Consider the following 19,262-nt stretch of genomic DNA (forward strand, 5'->3'; position numbering starts at 1 on the left):
GCCATCGCAAGATGGCGCAAACCCCGGCAGATTAGCGGTCGCCATCAGCCAGACAACGATGGGCGGCGCGTTCTCGTTAATACAGCGTAGCCTATCCCGCCAGCGATCAACCCCCAGAATGCCGATCCGATGCCCATCAGCGTTAGCCCGCTGGCGGTGACGAGAAATGCGATAACTGCCGCGTCACGCTCATTTTCGTGAGTAAGCGCCTGATACAGGCTACCGCTAATCGTACTTAACAGTGCCAGACCAGCCAGCATTTGCACCCAGCTAACCGGCAGGGCGACCATCAGCGCGGTTATCGAACCGCCAAACCACCCGGCAAGTAAATAAAAAACGCCTGCGGCGGCGGCCGCTAACCAGCGACGCGTTGGATCGGGGTGCGCGTCCGGGCTTTGACAAATGGCGGCTGTAATGGCGGCAATGCAGATAGAATAAACGCCAAATGGCGAAAGCAGCAGCGCCAGCAATCCGGTAAAAATCATTAACGGAGAGACAGGAAGCTGATAGCCAGACGCCTTCATTGTGGCGACGCCGGGGGCGTTTTGCGATGCCATCGTCACCAGAAAGAGCGGTACCGCGACGCTCAGGCTTTGCGCGAATGAAAAGTGGGGGGGAACGAAGGTGGGCCACACCGGCGCGAAATGAATACCGCTCATCGCCACCTTACCCTGGATGAGCGCCACCGTTATTCCCATCACCATGGCAGCAATAACGGCATAGCGGGGCGCGAATACTTTAAAGAGTAGCCACGCCAATAGCATACCGCCGCACATGACAAACTCTCCGTTGAGCGTCCCGAACGCCTGCAGGCCGAAGCGTAGCAGTATTCCCGCCAGCATTGCGGCGGCAAGAGAATGGGGGATTATCCGCATCAAACGCGCAAACAATCCCGTGACGCCGCACAGCACAATCAGGGCATTGGCGACAATGAATATGCCCACCGCGTCTGGCAACGATAATCCCTGAAGCCCTGTTACCAACAGAGCGGCGCCAGGCGTTGACCAGGCGGTTAAAACCGGCGCACGATACCACAAGGTTAACGTTAGTGTGCTTATGCCCATGGCTATACCGAGGGCGGTCATCCAGCCGGCGATCTCTGCGGGTGTTGCGCCAGCGGCGAGCGCCGCCTGCCAGATAATGGCGGCGGAACTTGCATAGCCGACCAGAACGGCGACCAGACCAGATAATACAGTAGGTAACGGCAGTGATAACAGACGCATGATCGCCTCTTGTGCGTTATAACGGTCAGTCAATGTAGCATTGTGCGTTATAGCGTACAAGTGATACGCTATGGCCTTACAGGGGGGAAAAATGGATAACCTGACACACTATCTGGCGACCACGTTAAGAACGCTACGCCATCAGCGAGGCTGGAGTTTATCGCGTCTGGCGGAGATCTCCGGCGTCTCAAAAGCCATGTTGGGGCAGATAGAGCGTAATGAATCCAGCCCGACAGTCGCAACGCTGTGGAAAATTGCGACGGGCCTGAACGTTCCATTCTCAATGTTTATTTCGCCTCCGCAGGCCGAATTTCCTCCGACCTTCGATCCCCAGCAGCAAGCGATGGTAATCACACCGCTGTTTCCGTGGGACCCTGAACTCTGTTTTGACTATTTTTCCCTATTGCTGGCGCCAGGCGCGGTCAGCGAATCAACGCCGCATAAAACCGGCGTTATCGAACATGTGGTGGTGATTCAGGGGCGGCTGGACATGTGTACTGGTGGGGTATGGCAAACCATAGACGCCGGTAAAGGTTTGCGTTTTGCCGGTGATATGGCGCATACCTATCGCAACAGTAGTGACCAGACGGTTCATTTTCACTCGCTGATCCATTACCCGCGTGATTAAGCGGGAAAACTATTTCGTTAGTTTGCGCTTCTGACTACAATAGCCGCCATTTCGCTGCTATTGGATAAGAAAGACTGTATGCGCCAGCAAACTCACTATCTCGAATTGTTAAGTCCGGCCCGTGACGCCGCAATTGCTCGCGAAGCGATTTTGCATGGCGCAGATGCCGTCTACATCGGTGGACCCGGTTTTGGCGCGCGTCATAACGCCAGTAACAGTCTGCGCGATATCGCCGATCTGGTCCCGTTTGCTCACCGTTACGGCGCCCGGATTTTTGTCACGCTGAATACTATCCTGCATGATGATGAGCTGGAGCCCGCGCAGCGGTTAATCACCGATTTGTACAACACCGGGGTGGATGCGCTGATTGTGCAGGATATGGGCATTCTGGAGCTGGATATCCCGCCGATTGAGCTTCACGCCAGTACACAGTGTGATATTCGTAGTGTGGAAAAAGCGAAGTTTCTTGCCGATGTCGGTTTTTCACAGATTGTACTGGCGCGCGAGCTTAATTTGAGTCAGATAGCGGCTATTCATCAGGCTACTGACGCCACGATTGAGTTCTTCATTCATGGCGCGCTGTGTGTCGCTTATTCTGGGCAGTGTTATATCTCTCATGCGCAAACCGGGCGCAGCGCCAATCGGGGCGACTGTTCGCAAGCCTGTCGTTTACCGTATACGTTAAAAGACGATCAGGGGCGGGTGGTCTCTTACGAAAAACATTTGCTATCGATGAAAGATAACGACCAAACGGCTAACCTCGGCGCGTTGATCGATGCAGGCGTACGTTCCTTCAAGATTGAAGGGCGCTACAAAGACATGAGCTATGTCAAAAACATCACCGCGCATTATCGTCAGATGCTGGACGCGATTATCGAGCAACGTGGCGATCTGGCGCGTGCGTCGGTTGGTCGGACCGAGCACTTTTTTGTTCCCTCCACGGAGAAAACCTTCCACCGCGGCAGCACCGACTATTTTGTTAACGCGCGGAAAGGCGATATTGGCGCATTTGATTCACCAAAATTTATTGGCTTGCCGGTAGGCGAGGTGCTGAATGTGGCGAAGGATTATCTCGATGTAGAAGCTACGGAGCCGTTGGCGAATGGCGATGGTCTGAACGTGTTGATTAAGCGTGAAGTGGTGGGTTTTCGCGCCAATACGGTGGAGAAAACCGGTCATAACCGCTACCGCGTTTGGCCAAATGATATGCCTGCCGACCTGCATAAAGTCCGTCCGCATCATCCGTTGAATCGTAATCTGGATCATAACTGGCAGCAAGCGCTGACAAAAACCTCCAGTGAGCGCCGTGTGGCGGTTGATATCATGCTGGGCGGCTGGCAGGAACAGCTTATTCTGACGCTGACCAGTGAAGACGGTGTCTGCATCACGCATACGCTTGACGGGGTATTTGAGGAAGCCAATAACTCTGAAAAAGCGTTGAATAACCTAACAGCCGGACTGGCGAAGCTGGGACAGACGCCTTACTACGCGCGTGATATGCAGGTGACATTACCGGCGGCGTTGTTCGTGCCAAATAGCCTGCTCAATCAGTTCCGTCGGGAGGCGATTGATATGCTTGACGCGGCGCGGCTGGCCCACTATCAACGAGGTCGTCGGAAACCCGTGGCGCAGCCTGCGCCCGTCTATCCGCAAACGCATCTCAGCTTTCTCGCTAATGTCTACAACCACAAAGCGCGGGAATTTTATCACCGTTACGGCGTACAATTGATTGATGCGGCCTATGAGGCGCATCAGGAGAAGGGCGAGGTACCGGTCATGATCACCAAACACTGCCTGCGTTTTGCGTTCAACCTTTGTCCTAAGCAGGCGAAAGGAAATATTAAGAGCTGGAAAGCCACGCCGATGCAGTTGGTGCATGGCGATGAGGTACTGACGCTAAAATTCGACTGCCGCCCTTGCGAAATGCATGTCATTGGCAAAATTAAAAACCATATCTTAAAAATGCCCCAGCCCGGCAGCGTTGTCGCTTCAGTGAGCCCTGAAGCGCTGATGAAAACGCTGCCGAAGCGCAGGGGCGTTTAATTAACGAAAATAGCTCTCTGGTTTGCGCGATTTCTGCCAGTTGTGGTGCTCGCGCAAGCCTTCCGCTGATTCTTCCGCTGCCGCCCGTAATTCATCGCTGTCGGCTTCGTGTCTAAGCTGGTGCCCTCCCGTCGCAAACCATACGAATGCGTGGTCTTGCTGTTTCGCCAGTAACTGGCCTGAAAACAGCGCACAGGTCAGTAAAACTACTGATAACGTTTTTGTAAACATCATACCACCTTCCAGTTACGTCGTGAGGCTATGATGCCAATAATTTCTTTGAGTTATTATTCAACACTTCAAATTAGCGAAAACAGTTTGTCAATAAGTGCGATAAGTTGTATGAGAAAATATACTTAATACTCAGTATCTCAATTATAAAAATAATGAGCCAATTCGCTCCATAGTAAATCCATTATTCCATGGAAGTATATATTTAAAGTTATTGTATTAGATGGTTTTGGTATTGCCAGGGGATTGTAAACCATACTATTTATGGTGTGGTCAACGCTGGTGATGAGCCTCATTTTTTGTTGTTTCAACGAGTGAAGATAAATCTTCAGAAAAAAGGCTGTTATGAACTTGTAGCGCTACATATTCAGCAAGATCGTTTAAACATAGCAGGCCATGAGAGGAACTTTCTTCCAGCATATTCATTAGTATCTCATTCTTAAACAAACATGAATAAACAATTTGAGTAACTGAGCTTTGTGCATAATTTGGTTCAAATGTTGCATTCTTTAAGTTAGTATCCTCAATAACCTTTGCGGCTATTTTGTTTTTGATAGCGTCGTCAATAGGTGGTAGATCTGCCTGGGTGATGCCCAGACTAATCCTGGAGGAAATGGCGGCTTTTCTTTCCTGTTCCTTCCAGTCACATAAATTACCCTTTTCTGCCATGGCGATAAGCGTCTCTTTTATATTTTTTAGGTCAACGGAAAATGTTATACCACCGGATAGCGAGAGTAGTAACCGCTCAGGGAACAAGCAACATAGCTCTTCACAAACATAAGTGCTAGTTTTTATATTAATATCAGAATATCTTTTCAGGTGGGCAGACTGAGTATCAACACAGAGTACTGTTCTATTCATTATATCATAATAGTAGTGATCCTGACGTATCACAATGCATAACGGAATATCTTCGCCATCTTTAATGCAGAGATTTGTATATTGATACTCACCATCTTTATAGTGCTGAAAATGGAATTTTTCTTTGCATGACGGTGATGATAATTCATATAACTTGCAAAATAAATCAAATAAACGTTGTGCGTCAGGCGGAGAGGCAACATCACATAATTCCTTTATATATTGATCGGCAGCGGATCTTCGCGTGCTACAGAAAAAATCTTTAATCTTTTCCCATAGTAACGTAAAGAAGGAACGTTGAGAGATGGCACTTTGAGAAAACATCTCACTCTTTAAAAACCCTCTCCCGATAGTAATTGGCATAATTTAGACCACAAGTGATTATAAATACTTCATTACTGGAATAGGTGGTATTCAAAATATTATCCCATGTTGCCCATCGGTTTGCCTATCGGTGAAACACCTGATTTTTGCTTTGTCCTGAACGTTCAAATTGACCCGTAGTTTTAGTCATGCCCACGCCTCCTGGACATGAAGTATGTCAGGTAAAACGAATGAAACTAAAACGGTTTTCTTAATTTTCACATCATCATGTACCATAAGTAATGATTAATTACACACTATATTATTTTTAGATAAAGTAAATTGTTGCTCAACCGTGTAGAAATTTTCTTATAAGAAGTTAAACTGAAAGTATTATTAGGCTAACAACAATGAGATATTTAGCGGTAGGGCAGAAGGCCAATACTGATAGCACTTATGATATAAATGCCTTACTCTTTAGTTTCTGTCTTAATTATATTTGTTGTAACGATTAGCTGACGGATTTATTTCCAGTTGGGCGATAAAATTATAAAAACCTGCGAGGAGGCTCAAAATGAAGAAATCAGATGGTGAAATTCACGAAAAGACAGCATCCTGGGGCATTTTGCAGTCAGAATGGCTAAGAAAATGTGGACGGCTATTATTGCTGTTACTTTACCGTTTCGTTATCGGATGGGCTTTTTTTCAGTTACTCGCCATGATCGTAGCAGGGATATTTTTGTTAGGCGTCTTATTATTTCATCCCATAATATTTGTACAGACTATCGCAATCACTGAGAAGTTAAATCATGCTTCGCTTGATTTATGGCATATCCTTAAGTTATGCCTATGGCATTACGGTATCATCGCAGGGTTTATTTTTATGGCGGAGTGTACGTTAAGTAAAAGTATACGGCAGGTTCAGCGCTTGTCCAAAAAGTTTGGGGCTCAGGATTTTTCTTCACGCCCCTGATCCGCCGCTGCAACCTGCGTTCTTACTGAATAATGGCTATGAGCAGCAGACCGAATTATCTCGGTTCGAGGGGGATTCTATGTGTTTGAACAACTGCGGTGAATCGTAATTTCAGATGCATTATCGCCGACAATCGACGCGTTCCTCACTAATTGCCTTCCTGACTATATAGTGGTCTTATCTTTGGCGAAACAATGTTATTTAGTTATGGAAGGCGACAACAACTGTACTACTGATTATCAAATAACCTTTCTGGTCAGGTAGACTCGCCTTTGTGAAAACACATCGTTATCTGTGCTCCTGGGACTCATTCCCTTGCCGCCTTTAAGCAACTCGAATTATTTTGGGTATAGAACAGGCGGCGTAATGGTCATATAAGCAAAATATAACCTCTCCGTTTGTGATAAGGCACAGATTACAGGGGGGAATGATGTTTATTTTAACCATCTGTTTAAGCGCTGTCCGCTAATCTTTACCTGCTCAAATACATAATCACCCCTGTGACTCTCGCGAGGTGTAACATATGGTAAAATGCGTATCTTCTTTCCTCCTGTTCAGCCTGTTGTCCGTTCAGGCAATGTCAGCTGAAAACCATATTGATCTCCACCAGCCAAAAGACTTTGTCGATATTACTACGGTCGCCCCCGACGTACAGGTAGACATGCGATACTTCACTTCCCATAACTTTGTTGGTCGCCCCATTAAAGGCTATAACGCGCCTGTTTGCCTGTTAACACGACCAGCCGCGAACGCAGTGAAGCAGGTCGCCGATCGTTTACGCCCCTTCGGACTTACCTTAAAAATATATGATTGCTACCGTCCGCAAAGCGCAGTGAATGACTTTATCGCGTGGGCCAAAGATCCTTCTCAAAACCAAATGAAAAACGAATTTTATCCGCAAGTAGAGAAAAAGCGTCTGTTTGAGGAAGGTTATCTTGCCGCCAGATCCGGCCACAGTCGGGGAAGTACGCTTGATCTAACAATTGTTCCACTCGACAGTAAAATACCGATATACCATCCCGGACGACCACTGGTGAATTGTACTGCGTCCGCGGCGCAACGCTCGCCAGATAATAGTTTGGATTTTGGTACCGGCTTTGACTGTTTTAGTCCGTTATCCCATCCCGATAATGCCATGCTTACCGCTCAGCAACGCGCAAATAGGTTGTTATTACAAACATTGATGCGTGATGCGGGCTTTACGCCACTGGATACTGAATGGTGGCACTTCTCCCTTACTCATGAACCATACCCGAACACCTGGTTTGACTTTCCCGTTAAGCAGAGACCCTGAAACGGCGTTTTGTTGCGAAATCTAATCATTACGCCTGTTGGAAAGCACCATAACAGTTAGCAAATCGTTGTTAATTTTAACAACTGATATACACTGCGGTTGCCACCTGCAAGCAGCGCTCAATGAGAACGAATAATGAAAAAATATCAACGTCTGGCGGAGCAAATTAGAGAACAAATCGCCTCTGGCGTTTGGCAGCCCGGCGATCGATTACCCTCGCTGAGGGAGCAGGTCGCCAGTAGCGGCATGAGTTTTATGACTGTCGGTCATGCGTACCAGTTGCTGGAAAGTCAGGGACGGATTATCGCCCGTCCGCAATCCGGTTATTATGTCGCGCCGCATCCGGTTTGTCGGTCAGTCGCGACGGCAGCGCACGTTATTCGGGATGAAGCCGTAGATATCAATACCTATATTTTTGAGATGCTGCAGGCCAGCCGTGATACCTCAGTGGTGCCTTTTGCTTCAGCGTTTCCCGATCCGCGTCTGTTTCCCTTGCCGCAATTGAACCGATCTCTGGCGCAGGTCAGTAAAACCGCGACGGCAATGAGCGTCATCGAAAATTTGCCGCCAGGTAATGCAGAATTGCGCTATGCAATAGCACGCCGTTACGCGCAGCAGGGGATTACCGTTTCTCCTGACGAGATCGTCATTACCGCTGGCGCGCTGGAAGCGTTGAATCTTAGTTTACAAGCAGTGACGGCGCCGGGAGACTGGGTGGTGGTGGAGAACCCCTGTTTCTACGGTGCGCTACAGGCCCTGGAGCGATTGCGCCTGAAAGCGTTGTCGATACCCACCGATGTTAAAGAAGGTATCGATCTTATGGCGCTGGAACAGGCGTTACAGGAATATCCGGTGAAAGCGTGCTGGTTAATGACCAACAGCCAGAATCCGTTAGGGTTCACGCTGAGTGCTGAGAAAAAAGCGCGGCTGGTTGCGTTACTCACGCACCATAACGTGATGCTAATTGAAGACGATGTTTATAGCGAACTCTACTTTGGCCGCGAGAAACCTCTGCCCGCCAAAGCATGGGATCGCGACGATACCGTGTTGCATTGTTCGTCTTTTTCCAAATGTCTGGTTCCCGGTTTTCGCATTGGCTGGGTTGCGGGAGGAAGCCATGCCAGACAAATTCAGCGTTTGCAGTTAATGAGCACATTATCCACCAGTTCCCCCATGCAATTGGCGTTAGTGGATTATCTCTCGACACGTCGATATGACGCGCATCTGCGTCGATTGCGAAGGCAGCTTGCCGAACGTAAACAGCAAGCCTGGCAAACCCTTTTGCGCCATCTCCCGGCGGAAGTAAAAATTCACCATAACGATAGCGGTTATTTTCTTTGGCTGGAGCTACCTGAGCAGCTTGATGCCGGTGAACTTAGCGCCAAAGCGCTTGAACACCTTATCAGTATCGCGCCGGGGAAAATGTTTTCAACGTCCGGCGCCTGGACGCGTTTCTTTCGTTTTAACACCGCATGGCATTGGGGAGAACGGGAAGAACAGGCCGTAAAACAGCTTGGCAGCCTGATTCGCGAGATGCTGAGCGCTAAAAGCCTTGTGTGAGGTGGAATGCGTGTCAGCTCACAACCTGACTAAATTTCCCGAGTGTGCCGGGTGAGCATCTGGCGCGCCGTCTATTTTTAGGAAAGCGGCGGCCCGTTCGCCGGAAATCGATTAATGACGATATGGGAAAATGCTATGCAATATCAATTACTGATTAATGGCGTGCTGGTGGACGGCGAGGGAGAAAGGCAGTCTGTTTATAACCCGGCGACAGGCGAGGTCATACTTGAGATTGCGGAAGCGTCGCCCGCGCAGGTTGACGCCGCAGTGCTGGCCGCCGATAGCGCGTTTGCCGAATGGGGGCAGACCACACCCAAAGCACGGGCGGAATGTCTGTTAAAACTGGCGGACAGCATCGAGCAAAACGCCCTTGAGTTCGCCCGGCTTGAATCGCAAAACTGCGGTAAGCCTTTGCACTGCGTAATTAATGATGAAATTCCGGCAATCGTGGATGTCTTTCGCTTTTTTGCCGGCGCGGCCCGTTGTTTGAGTGGGCTGGCGGCGGGCGAATATCTGGAAGGACATACGTCGATGATCCGCCGGGATCCGATTGGCGTGGTTGCCTCTATCGCGCCGTGGAATTATCCGCTCATGATGGCGGCCTGGAAGCTGGCGCCAGCGCTGGCGGCAGGTAACTGCGTGGTGATTAAGCCTTCTGAAATCACGCCGCTGACGGCGCTTAAACTTGCCGCGCTGGCGAAGGATATCTTTCCGCCGGGGGTGCTCAATGTCCTGTTCGGACGAGGGCAAACTGTTGGCGATGTATTGACCGGCCATGAAAAAGTACGCATGGTCTCTTTAACCGGTTCTATCGCGACCGGGGAGCATATTCTGCGCCATACTGCGCCAGCGATAAAACGTACGCATATGGAACTCGGTGGTAAAGCCCCGGTAATTGTTTTTGATGACGCCGATCTGGATGCGGTGGCGCAGGGCGTCCGGACTTTTGGTTTCTATAATGCCGGACAGGATTGTACTGCGGCGTGCCGTATATACGCGCAGCGCGGTATCTATGATGCGCTGGTCGAAAAGCTAGGGAACGCGGTGAGCAGCCTGAAAATAGGCGCGCCGGAGGATGAGTCGACAGAGCTGGGGCCGTTAAGTTCGCTGGCGCACCTGAAGCGCGTCACAGCGGCTGTAGAGGAGGCGAAGGCCCTCAGCCATATCCGTGTGATTACTGGCGGAAGTCAAACGGAAGGTAAAGGTTACTATTTCGCTCCGACGTTGCTGGCAGACGCAAAACAGGAAGATGCCATCGTGCAACGCGAGGTCTTCGGCCCGGTGGTCAGTATAACCGTCTTTGATGATGAAGATCAGGTTCTGAGGTGGGCCAACGATTCTCGCTATGGTCTGGCATCCTCCGTCTGGACTCAGGACGTCGGGCGGGCGCACCGGCTTAGCGCCAGATTGCAGTATGGCTGTACCTGGATTAATACCCATTTCATGTTGGTTAGCGAGATGCCGCATGGAGGGCAAAAACAGTCGGGATACGGCAAAGATATGTCATTGTATGGTCTGGAAGACTACACTCTTGTCCGCCACATCATGGTTAAGCATTAAGGATCATTTACTGTTCAGAAAAATCATGAAAAAATAGGCGGGTGTTGGCGGAAAGGGGGACCTCCCCGCCAACATGCGCAGCAAGTACTCAAAGGTTGAACACCTCAAGCAAACCAGCCGAATCTCAACGAGATCAGACCCAAAAGTCCTGCAGCAGCAAAGACATTAATCAGCACGACGGTTTTACTGGAAACATTCATTTTCGCCACCTTTCATCATAACCCCTATGGGTATAGTACGGGTTGGCGAGATCCGCAATAATACGTAAACAGGATATTCTGTGAGCGGAGCCGTGCATTGAGAACGTTTTGCTGTTAAGGCTGATAAACCTTGATGTGTGTCGAATAAAAAGAGCATATTGCGCGCGTTTTTTCCTCTGGTTGGCGCGGATGCCTGATATGACCCTCTTTCAAAAGATATTAATTTTTTACGCCGTCATGGCGGTGATATCATCCCTGATCACCTGGTTTTTGACTCATGACAAAAAACGAATTCGTTTCCTGAGCGCCTTTTTGGTTGGCGCGACATGGCCGATAAGTTTCCCCGTCGCATTGCTGTTTTCGCTTTTCTGACCTCAAGCCCGATACAGGTTACCGGGCATGGTTTTTCCGCCAGGTCAGGCTATCAGGGCAATTAATTGCTCTCTGTCTACGTCGGTAACGTCCTGCGGATGCCGATATCCTGCGTTCTCATTGGCCAGGGTATACAGCGCAACAAGCCAGTCATAGACATAGCGGCTGGCGGCGTGAACGGGCTGTTCGTCAAGCTTTGTTAGACGCAACATTGTCGAACGCGGCGTTGCGGCGAAAATGGCTGCGCCTTTCTGAACGCGGCTGGCCGGGCGTTGGGCCTCCTCGATATTTGCGTAGCCGAGCCAGGCGATGAAGTTACCAATGATGGCATGGAGTTGCGCACCGCTCACCTCTTCACGCTGCATGGTTTTCTGTAACTGCTGAGGTAAACCGAGGCGATAGCTGGCGGTAATTAAAATCTCCGCCACGGCGTTGAGCATCTGCGGTTCCAGCCCCAGACGCTGCGCATTATCCCGGCAGTGGGCCCACTGGCGCAGATGATTGATCCACATTTTGTGCGCCTGGTAGCCTGTTTCATGACCTTCTGACGCTGAAGCGCGCGTTGGTTCGTCGGCAAAGAGATCGATCGCGTCATTAAATAAACCGCTGACCTGTTCTTCTCGCGACTGTCGGGTGCGCAGCAACGCTTCGAAGTTCTGTACCGGCGGTAACAGCCCGGCCAGCAGGTCGCCATGTCTGGCGGCCTGGGCCTGAAGACGCCGGATCACGGTTTCAACCGGTAGCTGCGCGTCATCAAACATCGGTAACAGATCGCGCACGCGGCCTCGCAGTTGTTCGCGTAACGCCTGTAAGCGCGCCTGTCGCTGTGGTGCCGATGTCGCCTGCGATAACCACTCCACCAAACGCTGCATACTGTGTTTATCCAGCGCCTGCAACGTTCCCCAATGCACTCCAGGTTTACCCATCAACTGCTGGACGGCTTCATCCAGATTTTGCTGGGTGGCAAAACGGGCATCCTGTGGAGTAATAGCCCAGACGACGCCGGGTAACGCTGATTCATGCTGCGGCTGCGTGGCGTTAACCCACTCCAGTAAGTGACGGGCGGCGGCGGATGTTTGCGAGCGAGATGCCAGAGCATTGCAAATTACCAGAACATCGGGCTGTACCTGTTGACGGTAATGGGCCAGCATCCAGCCTAATTTCGCCCGCCATAACGGATGAGGATGACTGTCTGGCGCGACCGGAATATCCAGTAAATCAACATTATCCAGTACGCTGTTTTCAACGGTTAGCACCAGTTCGCGGGTAAGCAGCGCCAGAGAATCAAGCGAAAGGCTGACCGCATTGAGCAGTCGGCCTTCCTTAACCGGATGCACCACCACATCGCTTTGCGTATCGCTGGCGGTTAGCGCCATTTGCGTCAGGAAGTTTTCCGCCGGTAAGCCAAAATGATCGACCAGCAGGCTGAGCGGCGCCGCCAGTTCCCCGGCATGGCTGGTTTGTTGCAACATATGCGCCAGCGCCAGCCATTGCTGGGTGATCTCCGGTTGCTCTCCCCACAGTAATGCCCAGGCGTGCGCCCGTGTCGTGAGATCCAGCGCAGGCAAGAGCGAGGCAAAGTGTTGCCATGTCGCATCATCAATATGTTGTCTGGCGGACGGAAGACAAGAGCGCCAGAAACTCGCGATGGTCGCTACCTCTTCAGCGGTAACGCCGGGGACGGGCTGCGGTTGGCGAAGCGATTGCCATTTCTCCAGGCGTGATGTGATAATGGATTTTTCGACCTGGCGACAAACGGGGGACGAGCTGGTCCAGGCAATAAAGATCTGCACCAGTTCGGCTTCACTGATCAAGCGCAGGCGCAACGGCCAGCCGCTCTCGTTTGAAAAAATGTCGCGCGTAAAGCGAATAGCCATATTCGCTGGCGCATGACCCGGATTGATGTGGCTGAAATAATCATAGTCACGGTCCGGCGTGATAATTTCCAGCTTGCCATTCTCGTTACCGCATAGCGTCGTTAGCAGATGCGCTTTTGCGGATTGCGCATACCCGTACAGACCGACGCAGCCATGTGATGCGCAGGCGGCGTTAAGCGCTGACTCATCCGCCGCGGCAAGCGTAAGTTGCGCCAGCAGAGCGTCGGCTTCGTCATCCAGCCGCGTTGCGTAACGGCGCGTGTTGTTAACCCACTCGATAACAGCCTGGGTGGCGTTTAACGGTTTTGTCATTTCAGGTATACACTCCCGCTATCTATCCAGTAGTGGCTGCCGCTGTGGCGACGGTCAGCCAGCGTATTCAATTTTAATGTCAGCGCATCGGCGGCGACCGGCGTCCCGTCCTGGAGCCAGGCATCACTTAATATGAACGATTCCGGGGCGCTATCTTTGCTACTGCCGCGTAATTTCAGTCGCACATTCAGTACGCCGTCGCCTGCGATGGTTTTCGCCAGTTCAGCGGAATTAATGCTCAGGCAATAGAGTGGGGTTGCCGGCCAGCGACTGTTCGCCAGTTGACGAAAGCCCAACGTCACGTTGCCGCGTAGCGGAAAATGCAGGCGAGCGTCCAGCGTTGCGCCGGGTTTATCCAAATCGATCTCGTGATACCAGATGTTTTCATCGCGAAGCGTATTAACGGTATTATCCAGTACGCCGAGATAACGCACAGTCGAATACGCGCCGATATCAGCCGCTTTAAAATTGAATCGCGGCAGACGTAAGTCCAGCGCCAGGCTGCATAACATCGCGCCCACCGCAGCAGTGGATTTTGGATTGCCGATACGCCCTTGCTGACTGAAGGGATACCATTCATGTACCTGATACTTATCCATCCACACAATGCGATTAACCGGCACCGGTTGTAAGTGCCGGATGAGCGCCTGTACGCCGGGTAAACAGGTCGGTCTCCCCGTCACCAGCAAGATATCGCAGTGATAGTGGGAGATCGCTTCGCAGACCGCATGAAGCGGCGTTGTCAGCGTAAACTGGCCGGCCAGCAGAGCCTCCTGAAGCTGGCTAAACTGAATTTGCAACGGCACATTGAATATATCAAATGTCGGCGAACCAGACGGTAAGGCATGATCGATCGCCTGCTGGATATAGTTCATCACGTTGCTCGTTGGGCGGCGGATTAGCAGATCGCCAAATGTCGCATGTAAACCGGCAAACGGATCGTTAATGTCGCTTTGCTCCCAGGCGGAAAGTACCGCGTGGCCCAGCGGCATAAATAATTGCAGCGCCGTTTGCTGGCGCAAAATGGCCTGAGTATCAATTCGTCCCGAATCGCCAAATAAGGTCGCCAGCAGGGCGGCGGCATCCGTAACGCCTGCTCGTTGCAACGCCGTTTGCAGGGAAGGGAGTACGCAGCGTTGGATAATATCCAATAGCAGATCGTCCCCGGCGACTTTAAAACCTTCGCGAAACAGGAGATGAGGCGTAATTTTTACATTGGCCCCTACGCCGTCATCTAACTGATAGTGAACGATCGCCATATCCGTCGTGCCGCCGCCGATATCAATCGATGCCACGCGCAATGCGCGCCCGGGGACGACGCCGGGTTCAGGCTGGCGATCCGGTCTGGCGAGTGCATTAAAAAAGGATTCGGTACGCCCGGCGTAATGCGAAATGGCTTCGTTATAAAGCCATACCAGTTGGCCGCAACTTGCTTCGTCCCATTCCATCTGTATTTCTGGTACCGGCACCACGCTTTTTTCACGCTGCTTAGGCGTGGTGAAATCCTCATCCTGCGGATGCCAGCCCATGGCTTTCCAGACCAGCGCCAGCGCTTCAAACATTCGCTGGCGGAAAATTTCTCGCTCCTGTTTCGGCATAGCGGAAGGCAGCGTTAAAATCAGGGTGCGTAGCTGGCGCGGCGAGGCGGGAAAGCCGAGTCGCAGCCGGGTGGCGACGCTGTTAATTTGCCCCAGCGCCTGAGCCAGAATTTCGCACAACATATGCGTCATCAAGGTGCTACGGCTGTATTGCGGCGAAAAAACCGGTAGCCTTTCTTCATGCGGCAGGCGGAATAACGGCTGTCCGTCGTCGTTCATCAGATTCATCAGCGGAAACGCGGTGGCAAGCGGTTCGCGCTGCGTTTTACCGTGGATCTGGCTAAAACGCCAGTCCTGCAAGGCGGGGGTTTCATCCCACAGGTAGCGGCGCGGGCTGGAGATACCGCTGCTGCCTTCGGTGCCCACACGCTGCATAGCAAGGGCGCGAGCCTCGTCGCCCACACGCACAATGGAAGGCCAGACAAAGGCGTCGTCTCGTCCGCTTTCGACAGAAAAGTGTTGCTTGCCAAAGCGCGCTTCTGAGAATTCTACCCGGCTGGTAAATAAAGGATCGTTCAGATACTGCGGCTCGCTTAAAGAACGCACCTGAAGCTCTGCCGTCTGGCGTAACCCGTCATTCGCATCGCCATGATCCTCGATCAAGACGCCGCAGGTATGCGTATTGCCGACATCCAGAATCAGATCGACCGGGATTGCGGGCGTGCTTAACGTATGTGTCACAAACTTTACTTCCGGCACCGTAAGCTGTTCGCCTAACAGCGTCAGTAAATTCAACCAGTGCGCCTGATACTCAAAGCTACGCAGCGCTTGTTGTATGGCCTGTTCCGAACGGTTTTCCACCTGTGAGGCATACTGAAGAAACGACTCGCGCAGCCAGCCGTCAATCCATGTCTGGTCAAGAAAATCGGCAACTTCTTCATCGCGCCAGGCGAGCGCAAAACGTGTGCCATTGAGCAGATCGTTTTCGCAAGGCGCCAACGCCGCAGGCATATTTTTTGCCAGCTGACTGTCGAAGGCGAGGGTGATGCGGTGTGTGTTTCCGACGCTATCTGGCTCGCTGAGTTTACGTACCTGAATGCGCGCCCAGTTATCCGGCCCGTCAATAAAGGTACGCGGCGGATTAAAACGCAGGAACGGCAGGGGGAGCCAGATTCCGTCGAGTACATCCAGAGAATAGTGCAGCGTCTGAGTGCTTTCCGGTTTCACGACTTCGGGTTGGCCGCCAGCACGTCCTGGCAACGTGTAGCGCCCGCTGGTCAGATCAAAATCGAGGCGCAGTAGCGGACCGTTTGCCGTTTTGCGCACAAAACGTCCGTAGTGGGCCGACTCTTGCGGCGTTAAGCCAAAATCAAGAAACTGGACGCCGCTGTTTGCAATGAGCGTGACGCTCTGTTTGTAATCACACAGATTGACCAACATAAAATCAGGCACCTATCTTTTTAAACGTCAACGGAATTGCCGCGTGGTCGCCATAACGGGCGGTACAGGTTGCGACGTCATTGACGCCTGCTTTACAGGTAATTTCCGGCATCGGATAACGTGAACCGTCGGTGCAGCGCGCATTGCCGCGACTTTTAATCATCAGCTCGCCCGTTTGATGCAGACCAGAGAAAATTTCCGCCCGACAAACCACGTTATCGCCATGTACTACGCGCGCGATACCTTTGTTATTTTGGATCTGATAACGCAGAGAGGGCGGCTTGCCGGTAATCGGATCTTTGACATCCACGCTGACCCGCCAGCTACCGTTTAAAAAGCGCGTGGTTCCAAGCTTCATCTGCGTACTGTCCATCACCAGCGCGTCCTTGGGGATAGCGGCAATAATAACAGGCGCTTCCGGCAGCGGCGCCACTTTGGGGGCGGGCGTCACCTCAGCGCGATGCAGCGGCAAATGCGCGGTGAGTTCAGGCAATGGGGTAACGTCAGTTTTCGCGGTAGCGACAGGCGCGGCGCGAACAGGAGAGGCCCCGTCAACGGATGAAGATGGCCAGAAAAAAGGCGTGGCGACGGCGGCGATAACCACGGCAGCGACAGGTAAGCTCCACAGCGGTAGACGGCGAGCTCTTTTCGCCTCAGCAACCGGGATGGGTGTGGCCGGCTTCGGCTCGCTAACGATAACGGGCGGCGCAACAGGTTCCTCCGGCATTTTCGGCGGCTCAATGACAGACGTTAACAAGGGTTCATCCGCCTGACTAAACGCCGCCTCTACCAGCGGCTTTTCTTCGGGCTCCGGCTCGACCAGAGGGATGTCGGGGATTGCCTCGGTTATCCGCAGGCAGTCCAGCACATCATCGCGTGTATTTTCGTTGAGATTAACGAATCCCCAGAAGGTGATAACCGGTTTGCCGTTAACCAGGAAAACATGATTTTCGCCGGGAAATTGCGTCGCTTTCTCAAGTAGCGATCCAAATAGCTGAAGCGCTGTTTTACCGGATTGCAGACTTTTGCGACTGAGTGCAGCCGCGCTTTCAAAAGTGCTGGCTAAATAACGTAAAGCCCGAGAACGTGTCTCTTCGTCAGCCGCTTTCCACGCTATCGCCTGACCTTCAATCGGCGAATACCAGTCAACCCGATCGCCATTATCGTTAAGTTGCGGAATCGCCAGACAGTCAACCATCGCCTGCTGTTTACGCAGACGAAGCGTTTCGCGAATTTGCAATGCTGATTCAAATACGGCCTGACCGCCGCCGCCCACGGCCTGATAATCATCCAGATTGCCGCTGCGCAAGAGAGATTTTGCCACGTTGTTATCCCTTAGACTTCTTCACGCGTCTACTTTACGGGGTCTATACGCAAGCAAACGGCGGAAGAAAGGCAAAAAGGCGCGAATTCTCGGTCTATTAAGCCCCGTGTTTTCACTTGACGTAAGTTAAATCAGGAGGGCGGCGGCGAATTACCGCATCGGGCGACAATAACGCGTATAATAGGCGAATCATGCTGTTACAGAATAAAGAGTAGGAGAGCTTATGTCGCACCTGGAGGAAGTGAGCGCCCGCGTGGATGCCGCCATTGCGGAGAGCGTAATTGCCCATATGAATGAATTGCTGATTGCCTTGAGCGATGACGCTGAATTACGTCGCGAAGATCGTTATGTGCAGCAGCAGCGTTTACGCACGGCTATCGCGCATCACGGCAGGCAATATCAAGAAGATCGGGACGCGCGCCGCGAGCAGCTCACCAAAGGCGGCACGATCCTGTAACCCATTAAAACTGGCGCTTCGCAATCAGCCATGCGCCAATGACCAGCAACAGCGCGCCAAACGCCGGCCCGACCATTGCGCGTAACGTGACGCCGTGGCTACGCGCGATATCCAGCGCCAGTCCGCCGATTAACTGGCTGGCGACCAGTACCGCGATAGTCGTCGCGGCGCCAACGTTCTGATACCCGCTAATGCTGGCAAATACAAAAAATGACCCCAGCAGACCGGGGATCAATGCCCACCAGCGAACGCTGGCGACCAGCTCGCCGAAACCCGCAGCGCCTTGCTTAAACCACAATATCGTCACAAATAAAACGATCCCTACCAGCGAGTTCAACAGCAAAGCGATCAGAATCGTCGATGATGTCTGCGTAATACGCACCATAATACTGTTTTGTACCACCAGCCCGACGCCGGCGGCGATCAAAAAGATAAGCGTCAGCGACTGGTTCATCAGCAGGCGTCCGGCGCGGCGTGTTCATCAAGCTGGAGCTGCATAAACGTAAGATCTAACCAACGGCCAAATTTTACGCCGACCTGCGGCATTTGCGCGGTGACGGTAAATCCCAGCGAATGATGCAGGCGTATTGAGGCGGCATTCTGTGACTCAATACCGGCCACCATCACATGCTTGCCGCAGCGTCGGGCTTCGTCGATCAGTCTGCTGAGCAGTTTTCGCCCCAGTCCTTTCCCCTGGTGCGCCGGATGAACATAAACCGAGTGCTCGACGGTATAGCGAAAACCGTCAAAACTGCGCCAGTCGCCAAATGATGCATAGCCAGTCACTACGCCATTTTCTTCGCTTACCAGCACCGGATAGCCCAGCAATTGACGGGCCTCATACCAGGCAAGGCGGTTATCCGTATCGACCGTCCGATCGTTCCAGATGGCCGCAGTATGTAATACCGCATGGTTATAGATTTCGGTAATCGCGGCGCAGTCTGCTTTATCGGCAAAGCGAATCGTCATAGGGAACCCCAGGGAATGTTTACGATAGTGTTAGAAATACTATTGAAGGCGGCATAAATCAACGAATTAGCGCAAGAATTCATGTTTAGCGAGGAGG

17 protein-coding genes and 1 pseudogene are annotated in these 19,262 nt (G+C 51.9%); 9 read left to right on the forward strand and 9 right to left on the reverse strand.

The annotated features are described in order from the left end of the window. Positions 1–44 precede the first annotated feature (44 nt). Positions 45–1,223 (reverse strand): benzoate/H(+) symporter BenE family transporter, encoded by a 1,179-nt coding sequence (locus tag ACLJRH_RS03765; protein ID WP_001238500.1) that lies wholly within the window; start codon positions 1,221–1,223, stop codon positions 45–47. A gap of 91 nt (positions 1,224–1,314) precedes the next feature. Here ACLJRH_RS03765 and ACLJRH_RS03770 point away from each other — a divergent pair, with 91 nt between their 5' ends. Beyond that, the gene (locus ACLJRH_RS03770) at positions 1,315–1,851 is read left to right on the forward strand and encodes a helix-turn-helix domain-containing protein (protein ID WP_000369550.1); all 537 of its coding nucleotides are present in this window, start codon (positions 1,315–1,317) and stop codon (positions 1,849–1,851) included. A 78-nt stretch (positions 1,852–1,929) separates the two neighbouring features. Next, entirely contained in the window at positions 1,930–3,894 is a 1,965-nt protein-coding gene (locus ACLJRH_RS03775) for a peptidase U32 family protein (protein WP_023136782.1), read from the forward strand. On the opposite strand, the gene ACLJRH_RS03780 is transcribed toward ACLJRH_RS03775, so the two are convergent. Continuing rightward, positions 3,895–4,125, reverse strand: a complete 231-nt coding sequence (locus ACLJRH_RS03780) for a YncJ family protein (RefSeq protein WP_001537894.1) — start codon at positions 4,123–4,125, stop codon at positions 3,895–3,897. A gap of 273 nt (positions 4,126–4,398) precedes the next feature. Further along, complete coding sequence (gene sifB / locus ACLJRH_RS03785; RefSeq protein WP_001122934.1) at positions 4,399–5,349, reverse strand: SPI-2 type III secretion system effector SifB; 951 nt, start codon at positions 5,347–5,349, stop codon at positions 4,399–4,401. Between the two features lie 514 nt (positions 5,350–5,863). On the opposite strand from sifB, the gene ACLJRH_RS03790 reads away from it, so the two are divergent. The 5 genes and pseudogenes from ACLJRH_RS03790 to patD all read left to right on the forward strand — a co-directional run bounded on the left by ACLJRH_RS03790 (position 5,864) and on the right by patD (position 10,676). Continuing rightward, a complete protein-coding gene (locus ACLJRH_RS03790) occupies positions 5,864–6,262 on the forward strand; it encodes a hypothetical protein (RefSeq protein ID WP_000747901.1) in 399 nt (132 codons plus the stop codon). 32 nt (positions 6,263–6,294) lie between these two features. Next, positions 6,295–6,526: pseudogene (locus tag ACLJRH_RS03795) on the forward strand (hypothetical protein). A 259-nt stretch (positions 6,527–6,785) separates the two neighbouring features. Beyond that, complete coding sequence (locus tag ACLJRH_RS03800) at positions 6,786–7,556, forward strand: M15 family metallopeptidase (RefSeq protein WP_000237722.1); 771 nt, start codon at positions 6,786–6,788, stop codon at positions 7,554–7,556. A gap of 135 nt (positions 7,557–7,691) precedes the next feature. Continuing rightward, positions 7,692–9,116 carry a GntR family transcriptional regulator YdcR gene (ycdR, locus tag ACLJRH_RS03805; protein WP_000760688.1) on the forward strand — a complete coding sequence of 475 codons (1,425 nt, stop codon included), beginning with the start codon at positions 7,692–7,694 and terminating at the stop codon, positions 9,114–9,116. A gap of 114 nt (positions 9,117–9,230) precedes the next feature. Then, positions 9,231–10,676: an aminobutyraldehyde dehydrogenase gene (gene patD / locus ACLJRH_RS03810; protein ID WP_000158091.1), complete on the forward strand. Its 1,446-nt coding sequence runs from the start codon at positions 9,231–9,233 to the stop codon at positions 10,674–10,676. Positions 10,677–10,780: 104 nt separating this feature from the next. Here patD and yncL read toward each other — a convergent pair whose 3' ends face one another. Continuing rightward, the gene (yncL, locus tag ACLJRH_RS03815) at positions 10,781–10,876 is read right to left on the reverse strand and encodes a stress response membrane protein YncL (protein ID WP_001103198.1); all 96 of its coding nucleotides are present in this window, start codon (positions 10,874–10,876) and stop codon (positions 10,781–10,783) included. 198 nt (positions 10,877–11,074) lie between these two features. Between yncL and ACLJRH_RS03820 the strand changes: the two genes are divergently transcribed. Continuing rightward, positions 11,075–11,248, forward strand: a complete 174-nt coding sequence (locus ACLJRH_RS03820) for a GhoT/OrtT family toxin (protein ID WP_000171943.1) — start codon at positions 11,075–11,077, stop codon at positions 11,246–11,248. A 44-nt stretch (positions 11,249–11,292) separates the two neighbouring features. Here the strand turns inward: ACLJRH_RS03820 and srfC are convergent, their stop codons facing one another. The 3 genes from srfC to srfA are packed head-to-tail and all read right to left on the reverse strand — an operon-like array spanning position 11,293 to position 17,739. Next, entirely contained in the window at positions 11,293–13,437 is a 2,145-nt protein-coding gene (srfC, locus tag ACLJRH_RS03825; protein WP_023136785.1) for a virulence-associated effector SrfC, read from the reverse strand. Then, a complete protein-coding gene (locus tag ACLJRH_RS03830) occupies positions 13,434–16,415 on the reverse strand; it encodes a virulence factor SrfB (protein ID WP_023223287.1) in 2,982 nt (993 codons plus the stop codon). The genes srfC and ACLJRH_RS03830 overlap by 4 nt, the downstream gene beginning before the upstream one ends. Positions 16,416–16,419: 4 nt before the next feature. Beyond that, on the reverse strand, positions 16,420–17,739 hold the full coding sequence (srfA, locus tag ACLJRH_RS03835; RefSeq protein ID WP_023223288.1) for a virulence-associated effector SrfA: 1,320 nt from the start codon (positions 17,737–17,739) through the stop codon (positions 16,420–16,422). 223 nt (positions 17,740–17,962) lie between these two features. Here srfA and ACLJRH_RS03840 point away from each other — a divergent pair, with 223 nt between their 5' ends. Further along, positions 17,963–18,196 (forward strand): YdcY family protein, encoded by a 234-nt coding sequence (locus tag ACLJRH_RS03840; protein WP_000018720.1) that lies wholly within the window; start codon positions 17,963–17,965, stop codon positions 18,194–18,196. A 4-nt stretch (positions 18,197–18,200) separates the two neighbouring features. On the opposite strand, the gene ACLJRH_RS03845 is transcribed toward ACLJRH_RS03840, so the two are convergent. Together ACLJRH_RS03845 and mddA are read right to left on the reverse strand one after the other, a co-directional pair. Beyond that, the gene (locus ACLJRH_RS03845; RefSeq protein WP_001656066.1) at positions 18,201–18,650 is read right to left on the reverse strand and encodes a DMT family transporter; all 450 of its coding nucleotides are present in this window, start codon (positions 18,648–18,650) and stop codon (positions 18,201–18,203) included. Continuing rightward, on the reverse strand, positions 18,650–19,165 hold the full coding sequence (gene mddA, locus ACLJRH_RS03850) for an L-methionine sulfoximine/L-methionine sulfone acetyltransferase (protein WP_000155373.1): 516 nt from the start codon (positions 19,163–19,165) through the stop codon (positions 18,650–18,652). The genes ACLJRH_RS03845 and mddA overlap by 1 nt, the downstream gene beginning before the upstream one ends. Positions 19,166–19,262 lie beyond the last annotated feature (97 nt).

Source organism: Salmonella sp. SAL04162, from assembly GCF_046551535.1.
Taxonomy (GTDB): domain Bacteria; phylum Pseudomonadota; class Gammaproteobacteria; order Enterobacterales; family Enterobacteriaceae; genus Salmonella; species Salmonella enterica.